Genomic DNA, 18989 nt, shown 5'->3' on the forward strand with positions numbered 1-18989 from the left:
CTCTCCTGGCCTATGGACTTGTGGATAAGCCATTCTGAGAGTAAGGTGAATGAACTAACAAACCGGGAATAGCTCTTATTTTTCCTGAATTTTGTTCCAGATCCCCGGACCTAGCTAAGACTTCATGAGCAATTTAATACCCCTATGGAAGAGATTGCAAAAATTACCTCTATACGGGGAATCCAGCCCACTCTTGATATGGATAATATGGAGCAAGCTCAAGAGTTTATGCAGGCTTTTAATCAACTAGTAGAGCATGCCGAAAGCCTCAATATAGCTATTCCTGGATTAGTGGAAGCGCAAAGGGAATTAAATATTGCCAGAGATGTAATCAATGATACCGACCATCTCTTTGCTGAGATGGATGAGAAAGCGAAAGTAACCCTCATAAGAAAGAAGTTAGTAAGCGCAGCGGATAAAATAATTGATGCAATGAATGACCAATTAAAAATTCAGGTACCCAACCCTGTTGAAAACAGCTTATGGCAAAAATTTCTTAATTTCTTTACCACCACTAAGGAAATGAAAATATATAATAAACAGCAGGAGCTTTTAAATAAACTCGCACAAGGCTATGACATGCAGCATGAGCAGAAAGCATTGCTGAAAGTTGAGTTTAAAGAAGATAACGTTAAGGTCAATGGATTGGAATCGGATAACGCCAAGGCAAGATTTCTCAAGCAATTGAATGCGGGAAGTAGAGTCGAATACGCCTTTAACAAAGAAGGTAGTTTATGCAAAGTGGTCAGTGGGAAAAGCGAACAGTTATCCGAAGAGGACGTTACTGACTTGAAAAACCATCTAAAAACAATAGATGAAGCTCCTGATAGTTCGTATCGAATAAAACAAATAGATGAAACACCTAAGGAGAGCGTGCAAATCAAGATGTAATCAGGCCCTAGGTTGGCAGTTAATCAGTATCTGGCTGCTTCAGCTGACTATGAAGCCACTTTAAAACTGTTCTTCCCTTTCTATGACTAAGACGCAGACTGGAGCTGCGTCAAAAGAGAGAAAAGCAGCGATTTAAGTGCGGCAAGTACCAAAAAGCTACCTGCTCTAAGGCAGCTTAGACAGCCCGACGCGATTTAAAGAAAAAAAGGGTTGTAAAAACGAATGAAGGCTAATAAAGCACCCGCTTTACCAGGCAATTAGACTAGGCCTGCCTAAAGGCCATGACTTAATATCCTTCATTCTAAGTACACTAATTAAACATAGTCTACTTTTATAATTTCATACTCCACCATTCCCCCTGGAGTATTGACCGTCACAGTATCGTCTAACTCTTTGCCAATTAACCCTCTACCGATTGGTGAGCTGTAAGATATTTTATTTAATTTGATATCGGCTTCGTCCTCACCCACAATTTGATAAGTAATTTCAGCGTCGGTTGCAACATGACATAAGGTTACGGTAGCACCAAAAACTACCTTGCCGTTATTAGGTAATTTTGTAATGTCGATAACTTGAGCGTGGGATAATTTTGCTTCAAGATCTTGGATTCGACCTTCATTAAAACTTTGTTGTTCACGAGCCGCATGATACTCAGCATTTTCTTTTAAATCGCCATGGGCACGCGCAGTCGCAATAGCTTCAACAATTCGTGGACGCGCCACAAATTTTAATTCGTTTAATTCTGCTTTTAAAGCTTCAGCACCTTGTACTGTCATTGGATGTTTACTCATAATTACCTCTAATGTAAATCTTGTAAACGAGTTACCGTTTCTCTATCTTCATATTTCATCGCCAAACAAGCAGCTTCTGCCCCCGATAAAGTTGTAGTATAACTTACCTTATGCTGCAAGGCATTGCGGCGAATTTGAAAAGAATCCGCAATAGCTTGTTTGCCTTCCGTAGTATTCACAATAAAATCAATTTCATTGTTTTTAATGAAATCTAACACATGGGGCCTGCCTTCGGCTACTTTAAATACCCGTCGACAATCAACGCCTGCTGCTTGCAAGACTAAAGCCGTGCCGCGAGTGGCGATGATTTCAAAACCCAATTCAATCAAACGTCTTACAATCTCACCCACTCTGGTTTTGTCAGCATCACGCACCGAAACAAAAGCACGGCGGCGTTTAGGTATGTTAGAACCAGCACCGAGTTGCGCTTTAGCATAAGCTTGTCCAAAGCGCTTGGCAATACCCATTACCTCACCCGTAGACTTCATTTCTGGTCCTAAAATAGAATCAACCCCAGCAAACTTAATGAAAGGAAAAACCGGCAGTTTGATTGAATAAAAAGAGGGCAGGTGAGGTGTTTGCGTTAATCCCTGCTCTTTTAGACTAATACCCATCTTGCATAAAGCGGCAATTTTAGCTAAGGGCAAGCCGGTTGCCTTGGAGACAAAAGGAACCGTCCTTGAAGCCCGGGGGTTCACCTCTAACACATAGATGTCATCAGCCTGGATTGCAAATTGCGCATTAATCAATCCCACGACCCCAAGCTTTAAAGCCATTTGTCGCATTTGTTCAATCAAATCTTGTTGCACGACGACGCTTAAACTAAAAGGCGGCAAAGTACACGCTGAATCACCTGAGTGGATACCGGCTTGCTCTATATGCTCCATAATACCGCCAATTAAGACATGCTCACCATCACAAACAGCATCAATGTCGACTTCTATCGCATCATTTAAGAAGCGATCTAGCAGAACGGGTGAGTCGTTAGAAACCGCCACTGCATGCGATAAATAATGTCGTAAATCATCTTCTTGATAAACGATTTCCATCGCCCGCCCCCCTAAAACATAAGAAGGCCTCACTACTAGGGGATAGCCAATGCGATTAGCCAATTCGATAGCCTCATCTTCACTTCGCACTGTACCATTAGCTGGCTGGTGTAGTTTTAATTCGTGAACTAGTTGCTGAAAACGTTCGCGATCTTCTGCCATATCTATGGCATTAGGCGAAGTACCCACAATTTTTACGCCATTTTCTTCTAAAGCTTGGGCCAATTTTAATGGTGTTTGTCCACCGTAATGAACAATGACGCCTTCAGGTTGTTCAACCGCAACAATAGCGAGTACATCTTCTAAAGTTACCGGCTCAAAATAGAGACGATCAGAGGTGTCAAAATCCGTCGATACGGTTTCAGGGTTACAGTTTACCATAATGGTTTGATAACCGGCTTCTCGTAAAGCCATAGCGGCATGCACACAGCAATAATCAAATTCAATGCCTTGACCAATACGGTTCGGGCCGCCGCCCAAAATCATTATTTTTTTCTTATTCTTGCTGGGTTTAGCTTCACAACTACTCGCATAGCAGGAATATAAATAAGCCGTATCACTAGGAAATTCCCCAGCACAGGAATCAATGCGTTTATACACGGGATGAATATCCAATTGCTGCCGTCGTTCCCGTACTTGGGCTTCGGTGCAATACATGAGTTTAGCAAGATAAGCGTCCGCAAAACCGCGCCGCTTTAAGAGCTGTAAGCTTACCCTATCTAATTCATGAATGGATTTTCCAAATACTGAACGCTCAAGCTGGATTAGCTCTTCAATTTGCGCCAAGAACCATGGATCAACTCGGCTTTCTGCATGAATTTCTTCTAAGCTTAATTGTTGTCTAAAAGCATCAGCAATATACCACAAGCGATCTGGCGTGGGCTCACGTAAGTGCCCTCTTAGGCGAGCCAAATCACCTTTGTGGAAAAGCGAATGCAGGCCAGTGCGCCCAATTTCTAAACCTCTTATTGCTTTTTGCAAAGACTCTTGGAAATTTGCCCCAATGGCCATAACCTCACCAACCGATTTCATTTGGGTAGTTAAGGTAGAGGGTGTTTGGGGAAATTTATCAAAATTAAACCGAGGTATTTTAGTTACTACATAATCAATGCTAGGTTCAAATGAAGCAGGGGTTATGCCACCGGTAATTTCATTTTTTAATTCATCTAAAGTATAACCGACCGCTAATTTAGCGGCGATTTTTGCAATAGGAAAGCCAGTTGCTTTAGAAGCCAAAGCTGAGCTACGTGATACCCTGGGGTTCATCTCGACCACCAACATGCGACCATCTTCAGGATTAATCGCGAATTGGACATTAGAACCACCGGTCTCCACCCCAACTGCTCTTAACACCTTAATAGCAGCATCGCGCATCCGCTGATATTCTTTATCAGTTAAAGTTTGAGCTGGCGCAACCGTAATCGAATCCCCCGTATGCACCCCCATTGGATCGAAATTCTCAATAGTGCAGACGATAATACAATTATCATTTTTATCACGCACCACTTCCATTTCATATTCTTTCCATCCCAAAACGGACTCATCGATTAATAATTCATGGGTGGGCGAGAGCTCTAAGCCTCGGATGCATATTTCTTCAAATTCTTCGCGGTTGTAAGCAATACCCCCACCACTCCCCCCCATAGTAAAAGAAGGACGGATAATGGCCGGAAAACCTAAGCGGGCTTGAACTTGTATAGCCTCTTCTAAGCTATGGGCTATCGCCGAACGGGGCATTTCTAAGCCAATTTTTATCATTAGTTGACGGAATTTTTCCCGATCTTCAGCCTTATCAATTGCCTCGCGGGTTGCGCCAATCATTTCCACCGAATATTTGGCTAATATGCCTTCGCGCACTAAATCTAGGGCGCAGTTTAACGCTGTTTGTCCACCCATCGTCGGCAATAAGGCATCGGGACGCTCCAATTCAATAATTCGAGCCACTTCTTTCCATTGTACGGGTTCAATATAAGTTGCATCCGCTAACTCGGGGTCAGTCATGATGGTTGCTGGATTGGAGTTCACTAAGATAACGCGATAGCCTTCTTCTTTAAGCGCACGTACCGCTTGGGTGCCCGAATAATCAAACTCGCAAGCTTGACCTATGACAATGGGACCGGCGCCTAAAATAAGGATGGATTTAATATCAGTTCGTTTTGGCATAATGACAACAAAAAAAAGATAAAGTGATGCATTTTACCGAGTTTTAACTAAAGATAATACCCTTCACCCTCATCAGTCCGGTATTTATGATAAATTAACTGTATTGAGCGCCTAAAAAGACTTGTAAACCAGCTTCAGTTAAGGATAAATATTTATAATAGGGATCTGCGGTAGTTCGCTCTAACCATTCATTGGCGATACAAATATCCGCATAACGTTGTAATTGGTTGACTAAAACAGGTTGCCCTAGTTTTTTTGATAAGACCTCAGCAGCCTCCTCTTCAAGCGTTAAAAAAACTTGATCGCGAGTTACGCCACGCAAAACTATTTCATCATAAAAGAGTTTTAAAACATCTAATTCGGTCATAAATCATCCTTAATTTTGAATTAGCTTTTATTAAATTTTAGTACATAGTGCGGGTAAGATACAAATGCTAAGTAAAAGCAATCCTCAAGAAGTAGGATGATTTTTGTAGTAATTGCCTTGCAGATTCGACCAAAAAGTTAGCGATTTATAGTTAAATTAACTCCAATAAAAATAGCGACCTCGTCTGCACTGGGGTAACACTCAAAATCAATATTAAAGGTTCGCGTATATTCTGATTCGAACGCAAAATAGTCCCAAATTTGCTCCCAAGTTTTAATAAGGATTCCAGGCATTTCCCCCTTAGCAGAAAAAGCTAAATATCGGCCGGCAGGGACCTGTAGGCAAGTATATCCTGTGATGGTTTTTTTATTGCTTATTTCACTTCCTGCGGTAAGAGTATAATAGCCTGATGCATCCGATTCGTAATGAGAATAGGCGCCATAAACCGGCGAATTGGCTATAGCCCCCGGAATTTGAGCAGGAATATTTTCCTTACGGAATTGCTGCCAAAATGTGGTTAATTTTGCTGTTGCTGGATTAATTTCATCGCGATTACAGGTGCGTATACTAAGTCCCGCAAGGGTAAAACTTGGTTTTTCAACTAATTGTGGCTCGTTCATTGTTGATCTCTCATTTAATTAATACAAGCATAATACAAGGCCGCACTGTCAATTTTTGTCAGCAGCAAAGATTGCCGTCCACCCTATAAAATTGGAAAACCCAAAGCAGTGAGTCTACAATTTAATCAGAAAGGAATTTAAAAAGACACCGGAATGATGGCTCTGTTGATCAGATATCATCACAGACTTAAGTCGCAGGGGGAATAAAATGAGGACCATATTCAGTTCTAAATCTATCAATATAACATTATCGCTAGCCAGCTTCACGCTTTTAGCCCTATCCTGCAACAGCGTGCTTTTTGCTTGCCCGAATTCAATAAACCAACTGCATATTATCGGCCAAAATACCGCTGTAAAAATCAATAATAGCTTATCGATTCAAACCACAGCCGAAGGGGATGACTTTATTGAAACAGCCAATGGCTCGATCATTAATTAAAAGTGCACAAGCTTAAGCTCTGCATATAAATTAATAGGCATTTACCCATCGCTTTGCTAGTATAAGCCATCATTACTTAGGCAAAAATGACAGGATGAATAATAAAAACTATTGGGTTTACATCCTCCTTTGCTCTAATCAAAGTTATTACACGGGTTATACAGATAACTTAGAAAAACGTTATCAAGCGCACCTAGATGGCAGCGGCCGATGCAAATATACCCGCAGTTTTAAACCCATAAAAATTGCGCAATCCTGGCTGATTCAAGGTGATAAAGCCTTAGCAATGCGTTTAGAACGTGAAATCAAAAAACGTTCGCGGCTGGCAAAAATAGAATTGATTACTTACCCCCAACGTTTAAGTGCTGACCCAAAAGTAACACCCTATATAAAACCTTCATTTTAGTTTATAGTGTCCCACTTTCCTATGCCAGGTTAAAAATAAACCACTTTTATGCAAGATTATGATGTGATCATTGTTGGCGCCGGTGCTGCAGGTCTTATGTGTGCTCTAGAAGCGGGTAAACGTAAACGCAAAGTTCTCGTTTTAGATCATGCGAATAAAGCGGGTAAAAAAATTTTAATGTCGGGTGGCGGGCGATGTAATTTTACCAATTATTATATTGAGCCAGAGAAGTATGGGTCCAATAACCCCCATTTTTTTATTTCCGCGCTTAGTCGCTACACCCAATGGGATTTTATAGATTTAGTGCAAAAACACCGTATCCCTTTCCATGAAAAAACCTTAGGCCAATTATTCTGCGATAACAAATCAAAAGATATTGTCGACATGCTTCTTAAAGAAAATGAAAGAGCAAATGTAAACATTCAACTCCTGAGCGAAATTCAGAAAATTGAGCAATTGGATCAACATCTTTTTAAGATAGCAAGTAGTAGAGGTCAATTGCGTTGCACGTCCTTAGTCATTGCCAGCGGAGGCTTGTCTATCCCAACAATGGGCGCCAGCCCTTTCGCTTATAAAGTTGCGGAGCAATTTGCAATTAAAGTATGGCCGACCCGCGCCGGCTTAGTCCCCTTTACTTTAGATGTAAAAGAAAAAGAATGCTATTCTTCTTTATCAGGTATTGGCATTGATAGTCATGTACGCAATAAAAGAATTCAATTTCGGGAGCATAGTTTATTTACTCACCGAGGTCTAAGTGGTCCTGCAATGCTGCAATTATCCTCTTATTGGTATCCAGGAGAGACGATTGAAATTAATTTGCTTCCAGATCAAGATCTAGATGCTTTATTAAAAGAAGCCCGGCTCGCACATCCCCATAAACAAGTTAATTCTTTTTTATTTTCTTATCTACCTAAACGGGTAATAGACGTTTTTATTCCGGCAATTCTTGCAGAAAAGAAGCTTGCTGATCTGTCCAACCGTGATTGCAGCCTCCTTACGCAAATCCTTCAACAATGGACGATTAAACCTAATGGAACTGAAGGCTATCGCACTGCTGAGGTTACTATAGGTGGGGTAGATTGTAATGCCATTTCGTCCAAAACCATGGAAGCTATAAACGTCCCCGGACTTTATTTTATTGGTGAGGCTTTGGACGTGAATGGCTGGTTAGGTGGTTATAATTTCCAATGGGCTTGGTCTTCAGGTTGGGCTGCAGGGCAAGTGGTTTAAGCAAGAAAAATAGAAATTAAGCTTTTTAGGGTGTCATTTTCAGAGAATTTATTGTAATTTGGATCTAGAATTCGCTATCAACAGACGAAACCACATTAAGTTGTTTTTTTTGAATGACAATAAATGAAGAATCCATTAAATAAATTGCTTAGTATTTTAATAGTTGTCATCCTACTTGCTCTTTTTTTTACCACTAGAACTACGCGAATAAGCCACATACCCAAGAGCAGCCTAGCTTCTGATGCTGAAGTCTGCGCCTCACTTGTAGATCCCGCAACACTGCCTTTTATATCCTATAGTACAGAAGAAGGATTCAATGCCTGTGTATCGCGCTGTGTTGATTCTGCCATGCTGCAAGTGTGCGCACAACTTCCTAATAATTCAAATATATTTATTACTCATGCGCAAATAAAACAACAAATGTTAGACGGCTGTACAGAAAACATTAAACATTTTATTAGCAAACAAATACGCTGCCCCTATTTAAATTGTGAACCTTAATGAGCGTTGGTAGTTTTAAACGTCAGTTGAGCCCATGCACGACCCAATAACTCATGTAAAACAATATTAGAATAGTAAAGATTATAAATATTAGGGATGAACATCTTCGCTTGATCATGATCATACCAAAAAAAGGTAAAATCACTGGGAGCAGGAATGGGAGCTAGCCCTTGCCGTTTACATAAAAACATAGCGCGAGGCATATGAATTGCTGATGTTACTAAATAAAACGGCTCTTGATGTACCAAAGACTCAAGGGCGCGCGCCTGTGCTTCTGTATTTAAAGAATGAGGCTCTAATACAATTCGCTCTTGGGAGATGAAAAACCATTGGCTTAGTTGCTTTAATAAGGCAGCCTCTGTAAAACGGCTGTCATCACCACCACCTGATAATAAGAGCTTGGCCTGTGGTAGGTCTTTTAATAACCGTACGCCTTCAATTAATCGTTTAATACTGGCGCCCGAAAGTAAATCATTGGCGGGTAGATTTTCACGTTCATGATGACCGCCGCCAAGCACCACGACCCATTTGACTTTTGGATCGGGAAATTGCACTACCGAATAATTAGCCTCTAAACGCTCGGTTAAATAACGCGGTATCCAGCCAGTACAAAAGGCCATAAAAAAAATAATTAAAACCCAAAGAAGGCGACGAACTTTCGGCAAAGACTTATTCATTTTAAGAACAATTGCACTGGCTAAAATAAAGCAAAAAATGATAAAAAAGGGATTAACTATTAATTCCAAGCTGTGTTTGATACCAATCATTTAACGTACTCTTTTCATAAGATACAAACCTAGACCCGCGAACACAATGGTCGGGCCTAGTGCTGCTAATTCAGCCGGCCATTGAAAAACGGTACTCACTGGTCCAAAGAAACGATTGATTATATGAAAACCAAATCCTACTGTAGCACCAACAAGTAATTTCGATCCCATTGTAGAGGAACGTAAAGGGCCAAAAATAAAGGGAATAGCTAACATCATCATGACCATAGTGGTAAAAGGCTGGATGATGCGTTGATAAAAAGCCAACTTATACACATGGACATTCTGTTTGCTGCGTTTTTGCTCTCGCAAATAACGATTTAACTCATGCAAAGTCATCTCATCAGGCTCCACGCTACTAATCATTAACACTTGCGGTTTAATAGCGACATCCCACACCATAGAGTGTAATTGAGTAGCCTTAGTATGATCTTTAAAAAACTGGGTTTGCTTCACCTTAGTGGCAATCCAGGTTTGCCCTGTAAAACGAATAGTCTTAATTTGACGTGCCAATTGTAAATGGTGTTCATTGTCAAAACGAAATTGATAGACGTCGCGTAATACCTTATTAGGCGAAATTTGACCGATGGAGATAAAATCGTTTCCATAGCGCACCCAAACGCCTTGGGCAGTTCTTAGGGTCTGTCCCCCGGTTAAAGCAGCGGTTTTATAGTCATTGGCAAATTGGGCTAACTCAGGGACTACAAGCTCCCCAATTGAAGTAATCAAAATGATAACTAATAAGGCGGCCTTTAATACTGCATTGGTAATTTGCCCGATAGACATTCCTGCAGCACGCATCACTACTAACTCACTATGATTTGCAAGGAGCCCTAGACCGATTAATGAGCCTAAAAGACTAGCCATCGGAAAAAATAAATATACTTGGTAGGGCATCTGTAACAAAACAAAAACTGTAGCTTGCCACATACCATAATCAAGCTTGCCCAGATCTTCTAATTGGTTTACAAAAAGAATAAATAATTGTAAACCGATTAACATTAAGGTGACTAAGCCAATCGCCGAGAGGACTGTTTTGGCAATGTAGCGATCTAAAATACGCATACTCATCCCAAAGTCACCCTACTACGCCAGATAAAAAATAAACCCAAAAAAGCCACAAGGAGATGAATCCACCACATGCCAATCCAGAGAGGGATTTTTCCTGAGGTAATAGCATTTCTGGCTAAAAACATAAAATTGGCATAAAAGATATAGATAATGACGGCAGGAAGTAGCTTAGAAAATTTTCCAGCTCGTGCATTCACCCGGCTTAAGGGGACTGCCACTAAAGTAAGTGTAAAAACCATCAAAGGAATAGAAATACGCCATTGTAATTCTGCAGCTTTCGCCCGATCCGGATTATTTAGTGGCCACAAGGTATTGGTTTTTGCTGTTCTTATATCATCATTAAGCTTAACTACTGGGTGAGGAAGGCGTGCTTTATACTGAGCAAACTCAGCGACTTGATAATTCGCTTGCCCAGGAATCCCTTGGTATTCATGCCCTTTTTCTAACACGATATATTCTTCATTGGTTTGAATATCATGCTCAGAATAGGCTTTATCAGCCCACAGGATATCCCATTGTAGTTTATTATCCGCAGCAACGGTTTTTTTAGCAAGAAACACTTGTTCAGCTTGACTATGATCACGGTTCATAGATTGCACATAGAAGACTTGTAATCCCCAATTAATCGCATGAAATCGTCCCGGCATAATCGTTTGAATTAGAGTTTTGATTCCTGTTGAACGTAATAATTTCGCCCGCTCAATGGCGATGTAAGGACTAGCCCACATCATCACAATAGTCACTATTAAGGCCACAACTGATGCCATAAGAAAACTATGCGTTAATAGTTTGTTAGGACCATAGCCTGAGGCACGTAGAATAGTCATTTCATTTTCAGCATATAAGCGGCCATAAGCGAGTAAGATAGCCATGTAAAAACCTAAGGGTAAAAGAAGGCCCATAAGGTTTGGCATTTCTAGCATCATGAGCTTCATAATAATCATGCCAGGAATATTACCTGAAGCAGCTCTATTTAAGTATTGAACGAATTGGTTACTTAAAAAAATAAGCATCAAGATGCCTGTTAAGGCAATTAAAGTGATAAACACTTCTTTAGCTAAGTAACGGAAAATGATCACTCAATACCCTTATTAAATGAGGAAGGTCTTTGCAATTTAATTGTTTAGAATACCATAAAAGGCTGGCTTGCTAAACGTCAGTTTCAATATACCTTGAGATTATGTACACTAACTCTTTTATCACTGCGGGAATACAAAATGCATTATGGACTTACGCAAAAACCTTCCTTAACTGCTAATGAATGTTTTGTACTGGGAGTACACTCTGATTTGGACCTACCGGATTTTGCTCAAGCAATTAATAAGGAACATCACGGCATCATTAATAAATTAATGAAAAGGACGCCGGACGCAGGTGATATGGCCTGGCAAATAGACATCGACGGCCATAGTTTATTAGTAGTGCAGTGTGGGAAAAGGGATGAGTTCACTGCAATTAGTTTACAAAAGCGGATTGCTGATATTACCGAAGCGCTTATTAAACAACGCTTTAATACTGCAACCTTGTGTTTGCCGCAAATTGCCCAGGAAACAGCAGAATGGCAATTAGAGCAAATGATTGTACAAATTGATCACCTACGCTATCAACTACTCGATTTTAAAAAGAAAAATGCGAAAGTGCATCAGTTAGCCGCCATTGACTTCTATGTGCCGAAAGCCAGTGAGCAGGTATTACATACCGCTAAAGCTATTGTCGCGGGCGTAGAGTACGCACGTCATTTAGCCAATATGCCTGCTAATATTTGTACTCCTTCTTATTTAGCGGAACATGCTCAGCTGTTAGAAAACCAATTTGACGAAATAAGCTGCACCATCATGGGCCCTGAAGAAATCAGTAAATTGGGCATGGGGATCTTTCTTGCGGTAGCTCAAGGTAGCGCCCAACCACCTCGTCTTATCGATATCCACTATAAAGGACACCCTGATGCAAAACCTATCATCTTGGTGGGCAAAGGTATCACTTTTGACTCGGGGGGGTTATCCATAAAACCCGCTAATGCAATGGATGAAATGAAATACGATATGGCCGGTGCGGCCAGCGTTTTAGGCACAATAAAAGCGTGCGCCTTACTAAGGCTTCCGGTGAATATTATTGGCCTTATTGCTAGTGCTGAAAACTTAGTAGGAAGTAGCGCGGTTAAACCAGGTGATATAATTACTAGCATGTCAGGACAAACCGTCGAGATTCTTAACACTGATGCTGAAGGGCGCCTGGTGTTAGCTGATGCCTTAACTTATGCCGAACGTTACAATCCAAAATTCGTCATTGACATCGCTACCTTGACAGGCGCAATTATCGTAGCGCTTGGCAATGTGGCCTCAGGTTATATGACTAAAGACGAAGACTTAGCCAAACTACTAGAAACGGCAGCAAAAGAAAGCCAAGATAAAATCTGGCGCATGCCTTTGGATGAGGCTTATCAAGACGCTTTAGACAGCCCCTTGGCTGATATGATTAATGCGGGTTTTGATCGCAGCGCAGGAAGTATTACCGCGGCTTGCTTTTTATCCCGTTTTACTGAAAAATACCGCTGGGCCCACCTAGATATCGCAGGAACTGCCTGGGTGTCAGGAAAAAAACGTAATGCGACTGGACGCCCCGTCCCTTTATTAACCCAATTGATAAGACATATTGCCCGTGAGAGTTGATTTTTATTTATTAAGCGATGACCAGCCTAATGCCCATTGGCTGGTTGCTTGTCGTTTGCTGGAAAAGGCTTATTTAAAAGGGCATCGTGTTTTTGTTTATTGTAGTAATCAACACGAAGCAGAAACACTTGATGAATTACTATGGACCTTTAAAGACGATTCCTTTATCCCTCATAATTTAGAGGGAGAGGGTCCTGAGCCACCACCAGCAATTCATATTGGCTATAATAAAGAACCGCGTGGATTCAATGATATTTTATTAAATCTTAGCCACCACATCCCTCCCTTTTACCCCAAATTCAAACGTGTAATTGAGTTGGTAGTGAATAAAGAAGAAGCAAAAGAGAAAAGCCGGCTTCATTATAAAGAATACCGCGCTCAAGGGTGTGAGTTATTCACTCACGCCCTTTAGTAGCTACCTAAGAAAAATATTAATTATAGCCAGAAGCCTTATCCTCACTCCATACTACATCGCAATTCTTTTTGATTGAGGCTTCAAGTAACTGAATTAAAGGAACAGCACGTTTCGCTAGACTGATTTCCGGCTCATCGTCTTCGTCTGCGGGGGCCGCAACATCTTGATGGGGTAAACCATGTTTTAAATTCGCTAAAGCATGCGGCAAGTCAGCCGCTTTGATTGCCCCGGGAATTGCACCACTATGTTCCATTAACAGGATTAATTGTTTCGCTACACTATGAAAATAAGTAATATTTTCATAGGCTTCTGAGGTAAAAGTAACAAACATGGCTATCTCCTTATCCATAAACTTGTTCTAAATAATGGGCCACCGCACGCAAAGCCATCGCCTCGCCCCCTTCTGGCTTACCTGGTTTATTAGAAAGGTTCCAACCCATCATATCAAAATGCAACCAAGCTGTAGTTTTGCTCACAAAACGTTGCAAAAATAAACCTGCAATAATCGCGCCGCCATAAGGCGAAGTACTGCAATTGGCCATATCCGCTATGTTTGAATTCAGCAGATCTTCATAGGCAGCAAACAAAGGCAAGCGCCAAATCGGATCCTTTACCTCATTGGAGCTATTTATTATCTGGGCGGCAAGTTCATCATTATTACAAAATAATGCCGATATTTCCGCACCTACGGCCGTGCGAGCCGCGCCAGTTAACGTTGCAAAATCGATTAATAGCTCCGGTTTATCTTCACAGGCTTTAACTAGGGCATCGGCCAAAATTAAACGCCCTTCCGCATCCGTATTATCAATTTCAACCGTAAGCCCATTTCTCATGCTAAGCACATCACCCGGACGAAAAGCATCAGGGCCTATCGCATTTTCTACTGCCGGAACCAATACCTGTAACCGAATTGGCAACTGCTTTTGCATAATCCATTGCGCAAGCCCAATGACGTGAGCAGCTCCTGCCATATCTTTTTTCATTAACCGCATGCCCGAGGAAGGTTTAATGTCTAAGCCACCGGAATCAAAACACACACCTTTGCCTACTAAAGTCACACGCGGATTTACATTACTTCCCCAAGTTAGAGAAAGTAAGCGAGGAGCATGAATGGAAGCCCGTCCTACCGCATGAATCGCTGGAAAATTATTCTCAATTAATTCATCCCCTACCCACTGTTCAAAATGCGCATCATGGCTATGGGCAAGCTCTTGCATGACGACTGCTAAATGCTGGGGGCTCATATGATTGGCGGGTTTATTAATTAGATCGCGCACTAGAAAAATAGCATCAGCTAAGCTCAAAACCTCTCTTAACATTGACTCCTTAAGAAGCAATTGGCGCGGAGAAAGCTCATAGCTTTTATATTCCGTAAAACGATACTGCGCTAAGGCCCAAGCGAGTGCCATTTGCGCAGAAACCTGCCCTGCAACTTCATAGATACCTGGTGGCAGGAGTAAAGCGGCTTGAGCTAAAGCTGATTCGCAAGAGCTCGTCCCGCAACCAATATATGCTTTCTCTATTAAACCATCCGCATTATAAGTAAAACAGGATTCACCTGGTGCTGCTTTAAATTGGCGCGAGCTAAAATAATTTTGTTCCGCGCTGGTGAATTGGGCAAAATTATCCTGCCATTGACTGGGGGATAATAAATAAATAGGAGTGGCCTGTACTGCATCTAGCTTAAAAAATAAATCTGCTTTCATTTTTAATCCTTAACCTGCCCCCGGAAATGCTTAAACCGAAGGCCTAAGAGCCCTAAAACCAATAAATAAATAACCACTACCGCAAATACATGCACTAATAAAAGTGATAAGCGCATTATCGCAGAGAAACTTAACCAATACTCTATAGTCCCCATCATCAAATACAAATAAATGGCCACTGCACAGTTTGCAATAATCAATTGCATACTGTATTTAAACCAACCTGGAGAAGGTTTAAATACGCCACGTTTAACTAATAAAAAGAATAAACAACCACAATTAACATAACCCGCTAAAGCAGAAGCTAAAGTTAAACCCGCATGAGCAAAAAAACCAATAAATACGGCGCATAGGATGGTATTAATAATCATAGACCATACTCCGACTTTCACCGGTGTACTGATATCCTGCTGGGCATAAAAACCAGAGGCTAAGACTTTTACCATCATAAAAGCAGGAACACCCAATCCTAAGGTAATCAAGCTTTTTTGAGTTTGCACAATATCCATGAGAGTAAATTTACCATAGGCAAAACAACCTGCAATTAAGGGCATGGAAAACAAAGAGAGGCCAATTCCTGAGGGGATGCCGATTAATAAAATTGAGCGCAGCCCCCAGTCTAGCGCACGCGAGTAATGTTCTATGCTTTGCTCAGCATGCCGCCGGGACAAATGCGGTAAAATAACGGTAGCAATCGCCACACCAAAAACTCCTAAAGGAAAATCGGCTAAGCGATCCGTATAATACAGCCAAGAAACGCTGCCTATTTGCAGAAATGATGCAAAAATACTGTCTACCATTAAATTCAATTGCGCGATAGAAACACCAAATAAAGCAGGAATCATAAGCTTTAATACTTTGGTTACGCCAGGATCATTACGTACAATCTGTGGTTTTACTAATAAACGACGTTGATGCAAGAAGGGTAATTGAAAAAGAAATTGCACTATGCCGGCAATAAGGACTCCCCAAGCTAGGCCAACTACTGGTGTAGGCAAATGAGGGCAAATATAAAGTGCCGCCACAATCATACAGATATTAAGCAGCACCGGGGTAAAGGCTGGCACCCCGAAATAACCATAAGTATTTAAAACCGCGCCTGACATGGCCGTCAATGAAACCAGCATTAAAAAAGGAAAGGTAATCCGTAACATTGCAGTTGCTAGTTCAGCCCGAACCCCGCCTTGACTAAAACCCGGGGCGAATAGAAAAATAATCAACGGGGAGGCAATGATGCCTACAATCGTTACCAGCGTTAAAATAGAACTTAAATGACCGGAAATACGGGCGATGAAGGTACGTACATCGTCTGGAGAACGCGTTTTTTGATATTCCGCTAAAACGGGGACAAAGGCTTGCGAAAAAGCGCCCTCGGCAAAAAGACGGCGCATAAAATTAGGGATTCTAAAAGCCACAAAAAAGGCATCCATCCCCGCCTGAGCACCAAAAAAATTAGCTAAAACCATATCACGGACAAACCCCACCATCCGTGACATAAACGTCATGATGGAAACTAAAGAGGTTGATCGCAGTAAACTTTGTCTTTTGGGGACCATAGTGTCAGTCGCATTCATTTTTAAAATACATCTAATAATAAAATTTATACTATGATATACTGAAATTATTAAAGTTACACCCTGCGGATATTGACAAATTCTAACTCATTGTGCATGATCAATATCTTTTGTATATCTGAATCAGTGGAGATTTTTAAGTGGCAAATATTAAGTCAGCGATCAAACGTGCTCGCCAAAACGTAAAACTGCGTCAACACAACGCAAGTGCGCGCTCTATGTTCCGCACCTATATTAAAAACGTACTAAAGGCAGTTGAAGCTGGTGATGTAGAAGTTGCTCGCACTGCTTTCGCAAAAGCTCAACCTATTATTGATAAAGCCGCTAGCAAAGGCTTAGTTCACAAAAATAAAGCAGCCCGTATTAAAAGCCGTTTAGCTGCTCGTGTTAAGGCAATGTCTGCCTAATCCTGGTTTTTCCGTCGCTCTAAGTCAGAAAAAACACCCGAACTGAGGAATAAACTTCTCGGTTCGGTTTCTTTTTTTTAATAGATTAATGTTGCATCAGCTAGAAAGACAGTAAGATTCTTTTTGCATCTAACGTTAAAACTATATCTTTTTTCTGAAATAGAGCAAGGACTTCGTCATTGCGAGCAAATGAAGCAGTTCACTACAATCTGTCTTATAATGTATTGACTGGCTTGCCTCGCAATGACGGTTTTTCGAGTTACCACTTACTCGTGGTTCATAAAGCCTACCCCATATGCCTGATTGGCAAATATTCTCCTTACCGCCCTACTTGTGCACAAAGACTTTGTTCACTCCTTGCTCGCTCATCATCGGCCAGGTAATCGTTCTCGGTAGCAACCAAAGCGCCCTCATCATCCGCTGAAAGTTCCACATCACTATGAGGATCTAGGTAATTCCGCCCCAAAATTTTACAGATCGCTTTTTTATCAGCTTCCTCTAAATAGGCGGCTACCGCTTCATAATCATCTTCATTGCTTGTCGCATCGGCCTCTAAGTGCCAACCATCCACTATAGCCATATAAATCGAATTAAGCAGACTTCGCGCATTGCCCATTTTCTCGCGCAGCTCATGTTCGGCAGCACTTCGTGGCAGTGATAGTAAACCTAAGCCCCAACCATACCAGCCTTCAATTTTGTGATCATCTCGCTTAGGTAGTACTTTCGCGAATCCTTCATAAGTCTTAACCAGCGCATTAATCAAATTCTCTTTATGCTTTTTATATTGCTCAGGGACCATCGCATCATATAAAACCCATTCTAAACGCTGTAATTTAGTGATTAAACTAATTACCTGTGAGGTATATTCGCTATCTATTTTGCATAAGGCTGCAGATTCCTTAGTTAAAAAATCGGCATTTTGCGGTGGTAAAGTCCAGAATAGGCGCACCCCATCTATTCCCACATTATTGCGAAAATGGATTTTTTTCCCTGATTTTTTAGTATGCTCAGCTAAAGGACCGGTGCTGTGTAAACGAAGATCCTCCATTTTTGGACCACTAAACCGCGGCACTGAAGGATGTTTACCTTGTGCAGTAAGCTCATCAACCTGTGTCTTGCTAAGAATAGGCTCACCCGCCTCAGTACGTGCACTGCGCAAAGCTGAGAGGGCTTGCGATTTACAGGTATCGGAATTTCTAATGTGAGGTAGGGGGGGAAATAAATCTAAACCAATACTCAAACCAAAGGGGTTGAGACGGGACTTACGCCCCTCCTCTTTCGCTTTTAACTTCTCGATAGCAAAAATAAGGGGGGAGTGATCTTCATAAGCATAAATTCTAGGTTTTGCTTTAGGTTTTAAGTTCAAAAAGGCGGCTATTTCTGTAATTGCAGCATTTTCCTCTTGTTCTAAGGTGCGAAAATGTTTTTGAAAAGCGAGAAATTGCTCCTCAGTTAATTCAAAGGTCCGGCCATGTAAACCCTCTCCTCTATCTAAAAACCGCGTTTCTTCATGACGCCATTTACCATGATTCCCGCTAAGATCTACATCCATGCTTAAACTAAGCTTTAGCTTTCTAAGCAAGGAATCTGGAGCCCCTGTTGAAGGAAGACCATAAAAACCCCAATTGTCAACTACTTCTAATTTATTGCTTTCTTCATCTATTTTGGAGAATAAAACACAAGCATGCCACATAGGATTAGATTCAGCCTTTTCATCAGTCGCACAAAAGGTCACAGCATATTTCATATCGGCTCCTAGCTAGTCTAGTAGAAAAAAAATTATCCATTTTTTATTATTTTTATATTATTAACTCATGTTACGCACGGTCAATTTTAAGCTGCCATATTTTTAAGCTCCTGCCAAGCAATCTGGTTCGCTCTAAGAATCAATTTGTACTTAATAGCAAAGTGATTTAAATGAGT

General features: G+C 41.2%; 19 protein-coding genes. 8 read left to right on the forward strand and 11 right to left on the reverse strand.

The window, feature by feature from the left end:
- The first annotated feature begins 207 nt into the window (after nt 1-207).
- Nucleotides 208-891 (forward strand): hypothetical protein, encoded by a 684-nt coding sequence (locus tag ELY15_RS06700; RefSeq protein ID WP_158617421.1) that lies wholly within the window; start codon nt 208-210, stop codon nt 889-891.
- 314 nt (nt 892-1205) lie between these two features.
- Here the strand turns inward: ELY15_RS06700 and greA are convergent, their stop codons facing one another.
- From greA to ELY15_RS06720, 4 genes are all read right to left on the reverse strand, one after another.
- The gene (gene greA / locus ELY15_RS06705; protein WP_127098893.1) at nt 1206-1682 is read right to left on the reverse strand and encodes a transcription elongation factor GreA; all 477 of its coding nucleotides are present in this window, start codon (nt 1680-1682) and stop codon (nt 1206-1208) included.
- An 8-nt stretch (nt 1683-1690) separates the two neighbouring features.
- A complete protein-coding gene (gene carB / locus ELY15_RS06710) occupies nt 1691-4894 on the reverse strand; it encodes a carbamoyl-phosphate synthase large subunit (RefSeq protein ID WP_127098894.1) in 3204 nt (1067 codons plus the stop codon).
- A 94-nt stretch (nt 4895-4988) separates the two neighbouring features.
- Nucleotides 4989-5261, reverse strand: coding sequence for a hypothetical protein (locus tag ELY15_RS06715; protein ID WP_127098895.1), 273 nt, complete (start codon nt 5259-5261; stop codon nt 4989-4991).
- 137 nt (nt 5262-5398) lie between these two features.
- Entirely contained in the window at nt 5399-5881 is a 483-nt protein-coding gene (locus ELY15_RS06720; protein WP_127098896.1) for a GyrI-like domain-containing protein, read from the reverse strand.
- A gap of 208 nt (nt 5882-6089) precedes the next feature.
- Here ELY15_RS06720 and ELY15_RS06725 point away from each other — a divergent pair, with 208 nt between their 5' ends.
- The 4 genes from ELY15_RS06725 to ELY15_RS06740 all read left to right on the forward strand — a co-directional run bounded on the left by ELY15_RS06725 (nt 6090) and on the right by ELY15_RS06740 (nt 8457).
- Entirely contained in the window at nt 6090-6320 is a 231-nt protein-coding gene (locus tag ELY15_RS06725; protein ID WP_127098897.1) for a hypothetical protein, read from the forward strand.
- Nucleotides 6321-6414: 94 nt separating this feature from the next.
- On the forward strand, nt 6415-6726 hold the full coding sequence (locus tag ELY15_RS06730) for a GIY-YIG nuclease family protein (protein ID WP_127098898.1): 312 nt from the start codon (nt 6415-6417) through the stop codon (nt 6724-6726).
- A 48-nt stretch (nt 6727-6774) separates the two neighbouring features.
- Nucleotides 6775-7956 (forward strand): NAD(P)/FAD-dependent oxidoreductase, encoded by a 1182-nt coding sequence (locus ELY15_RS06735; protein ID WP_127098899.1) that lies wholly within the window; start codon nt 6775-6777, stop codon nt 7954-7956.
- A gap of 123 nt (nt 7957-8079) precedes the next feature.
- Nucleotides 8080-8457, forward strand: a complete 378-nt coding sequence (locus tag ELY15_RS06740) for a hypothetical protein (protein WP_127098900.1) — start codon at nt 8080-8082, stop codon at nt 8455-8457.
- Here ELY15_RS06740 and ELY15_RS06745 read toward each other — a convergent pair.
- From ELY15_RS06745 to lptF, 3 genes are read right to left on the reverse strand one after another with little or no spacing between them, the layout of a single operon-like run.
- Nucleotides 8454-9224 carry a YdcF family protein gene (locus ELY15_RS06745; protein WP_127098901.1) on the reverse strand — a complete coding sequence of 257 codons (771 nt, stop codon included), beginning with the start codon at nt 9222-9224 and terminating at the stop codon, nt 8454-8456. The genes ELY15_RS06740 and ELY15_RS06745 overlap by 4 nt on opposite strands.
- The gene (gene lptG, locus ELY15_RS06750; RefSeq protein ID WP_127098902.1) at nt 9225-10295 is read right to left on the reverse strand and encodes an LPS export ABC transporter permease LptG; all 1071 of its coding nucleotides are present in this window, start codon (nt 10293-10295) and stop codon (nt 9225-9227) included.
- Nucleotides 10292-11374, reverse strand: coding sequence for an LPS export ABC transporter permease LptF (gene lptF, locus ELY15_RS06755; RefSeq protein WP_127098903.1), 1083 nt, complete (start codon nt 11372-11374; stop codon nt 10292-10294). The genes lptG and lptF overlap by 4 nt, the downstream gene beginning before the upstream one ends.
- Nucleotides 11375-11512: 138 nt before the next feature.
- Between lptF and ELY15_RS06760 the strand changes: the two genes are divergently transcribed.
- Both ELY15_RS06760 and ELY15_RS06765 read left to right on the forward strand, forming a co-directional pair.
- Nucleotides 11513-12964 (forward strand): leucyl aminopeptidase, encoded by a 1452-nt coding sequence (locus tag ELY15_RS06760; RefSeq protein WP_127098904.1) that lies wholly within the window; start codon nt 11513-11515, stop codon nt 12962-12964.
- On the forward strand, nt 12945-13376 hold the full coding sequence (locus tag ELY15_RS06765; RefSeq protein ID WP_127098905.1) for a DNA polymerase III subunit chi: 432 nt from the start codon (nt 12945-12947) through the stop codon (nt 13374-13376). Before ELY15_RS06760 ends, ELY15_RS06765 begins: the two co-directional genes overlap by 20 nt.
- Before the next feature lie 19 nt (nt 13377-13395).
- Here ELY15_RS06765 and ELY15_RS06770 read toward each other — a convergent pair whose 3' ends face one another.
- The 3 genes from ELY15_RS06770 to murJ are packed head-to-tail and all read right to left on the reverse strand — an operon-like array spanning nt 13396 to nt 16659.
- On the reverse strand, nt 13396-13710 hold the full coding sequence (locus ELY15_RS06770) for a DUF1840 domain-containing protein (RefSeq protein WP_127098906.1): 315 nt from the start codon (nt 13708-13710) through the stop codon (nt 13396-13398).
- A gap of 10 nt (nt 13711-13720) precedes the next feature.
- Nucleotides 13721-15085: a M17 family metallopeptidase gene (locus ELY15_RS06775; protein WP_127098907.1), complete on the reverse strand. Its 1365-nt coding sequence runs from the start codon at nt 15083-15085 to the stop codon at nt 13721-13723.
- Nucleotides 15086-15087: 2 nt separating this feature from the next.
- Complete coding sequence (murJ, locus tag ELY15_RS06780) at nt 15088-16659, reverse strand: murein biosynthesis integral membrane protein MurJ (protein WP_127098908.1); 1572 nt, start codon at nt 16657-16659, stop codon at nt 15088-15090.
- A gap of 140 nt (nt 16660-16799) precedes the next feature.
- Between murJ and rpsT the strand changes: the two genes are divergently transcribed.
- Nucleotides 16800-17066, forward strand: coding sequence for a 30S ribosomal protein S20 (rpsT, locus tag ELY15_RS06785; RefSeq protein ID WP_127098909.1), 267 nt, complete (start codon nt 16800-16802; stop codon nt 17064-17066).
- Between the two features lie 319 nt (nt 17067-17385).
- Here the strand turns inward: rpsT and ELY15_RS06790 are convergent, their stop codons facing one another.
- Entirely contained in the window at nt 17386-18813 is a 1428-nt protein-coding gene (locus tag ELY15_RS06790) for a hypothetical protein (protein ID WP_233586548.1), read from the reverse strand.
- Nucleotides 18814-18989: the final 176 nt, after the last annotated feature.

The sequence above is a fragment of the Legionella sp. km772 genome (assembly GCF_003989735.1).
Classification (GTDB): domain Bacteria; phylum Pseudomonadota; class Gammaproteobacteria; order Legionellales; family Legionellaceae; genus Legionella.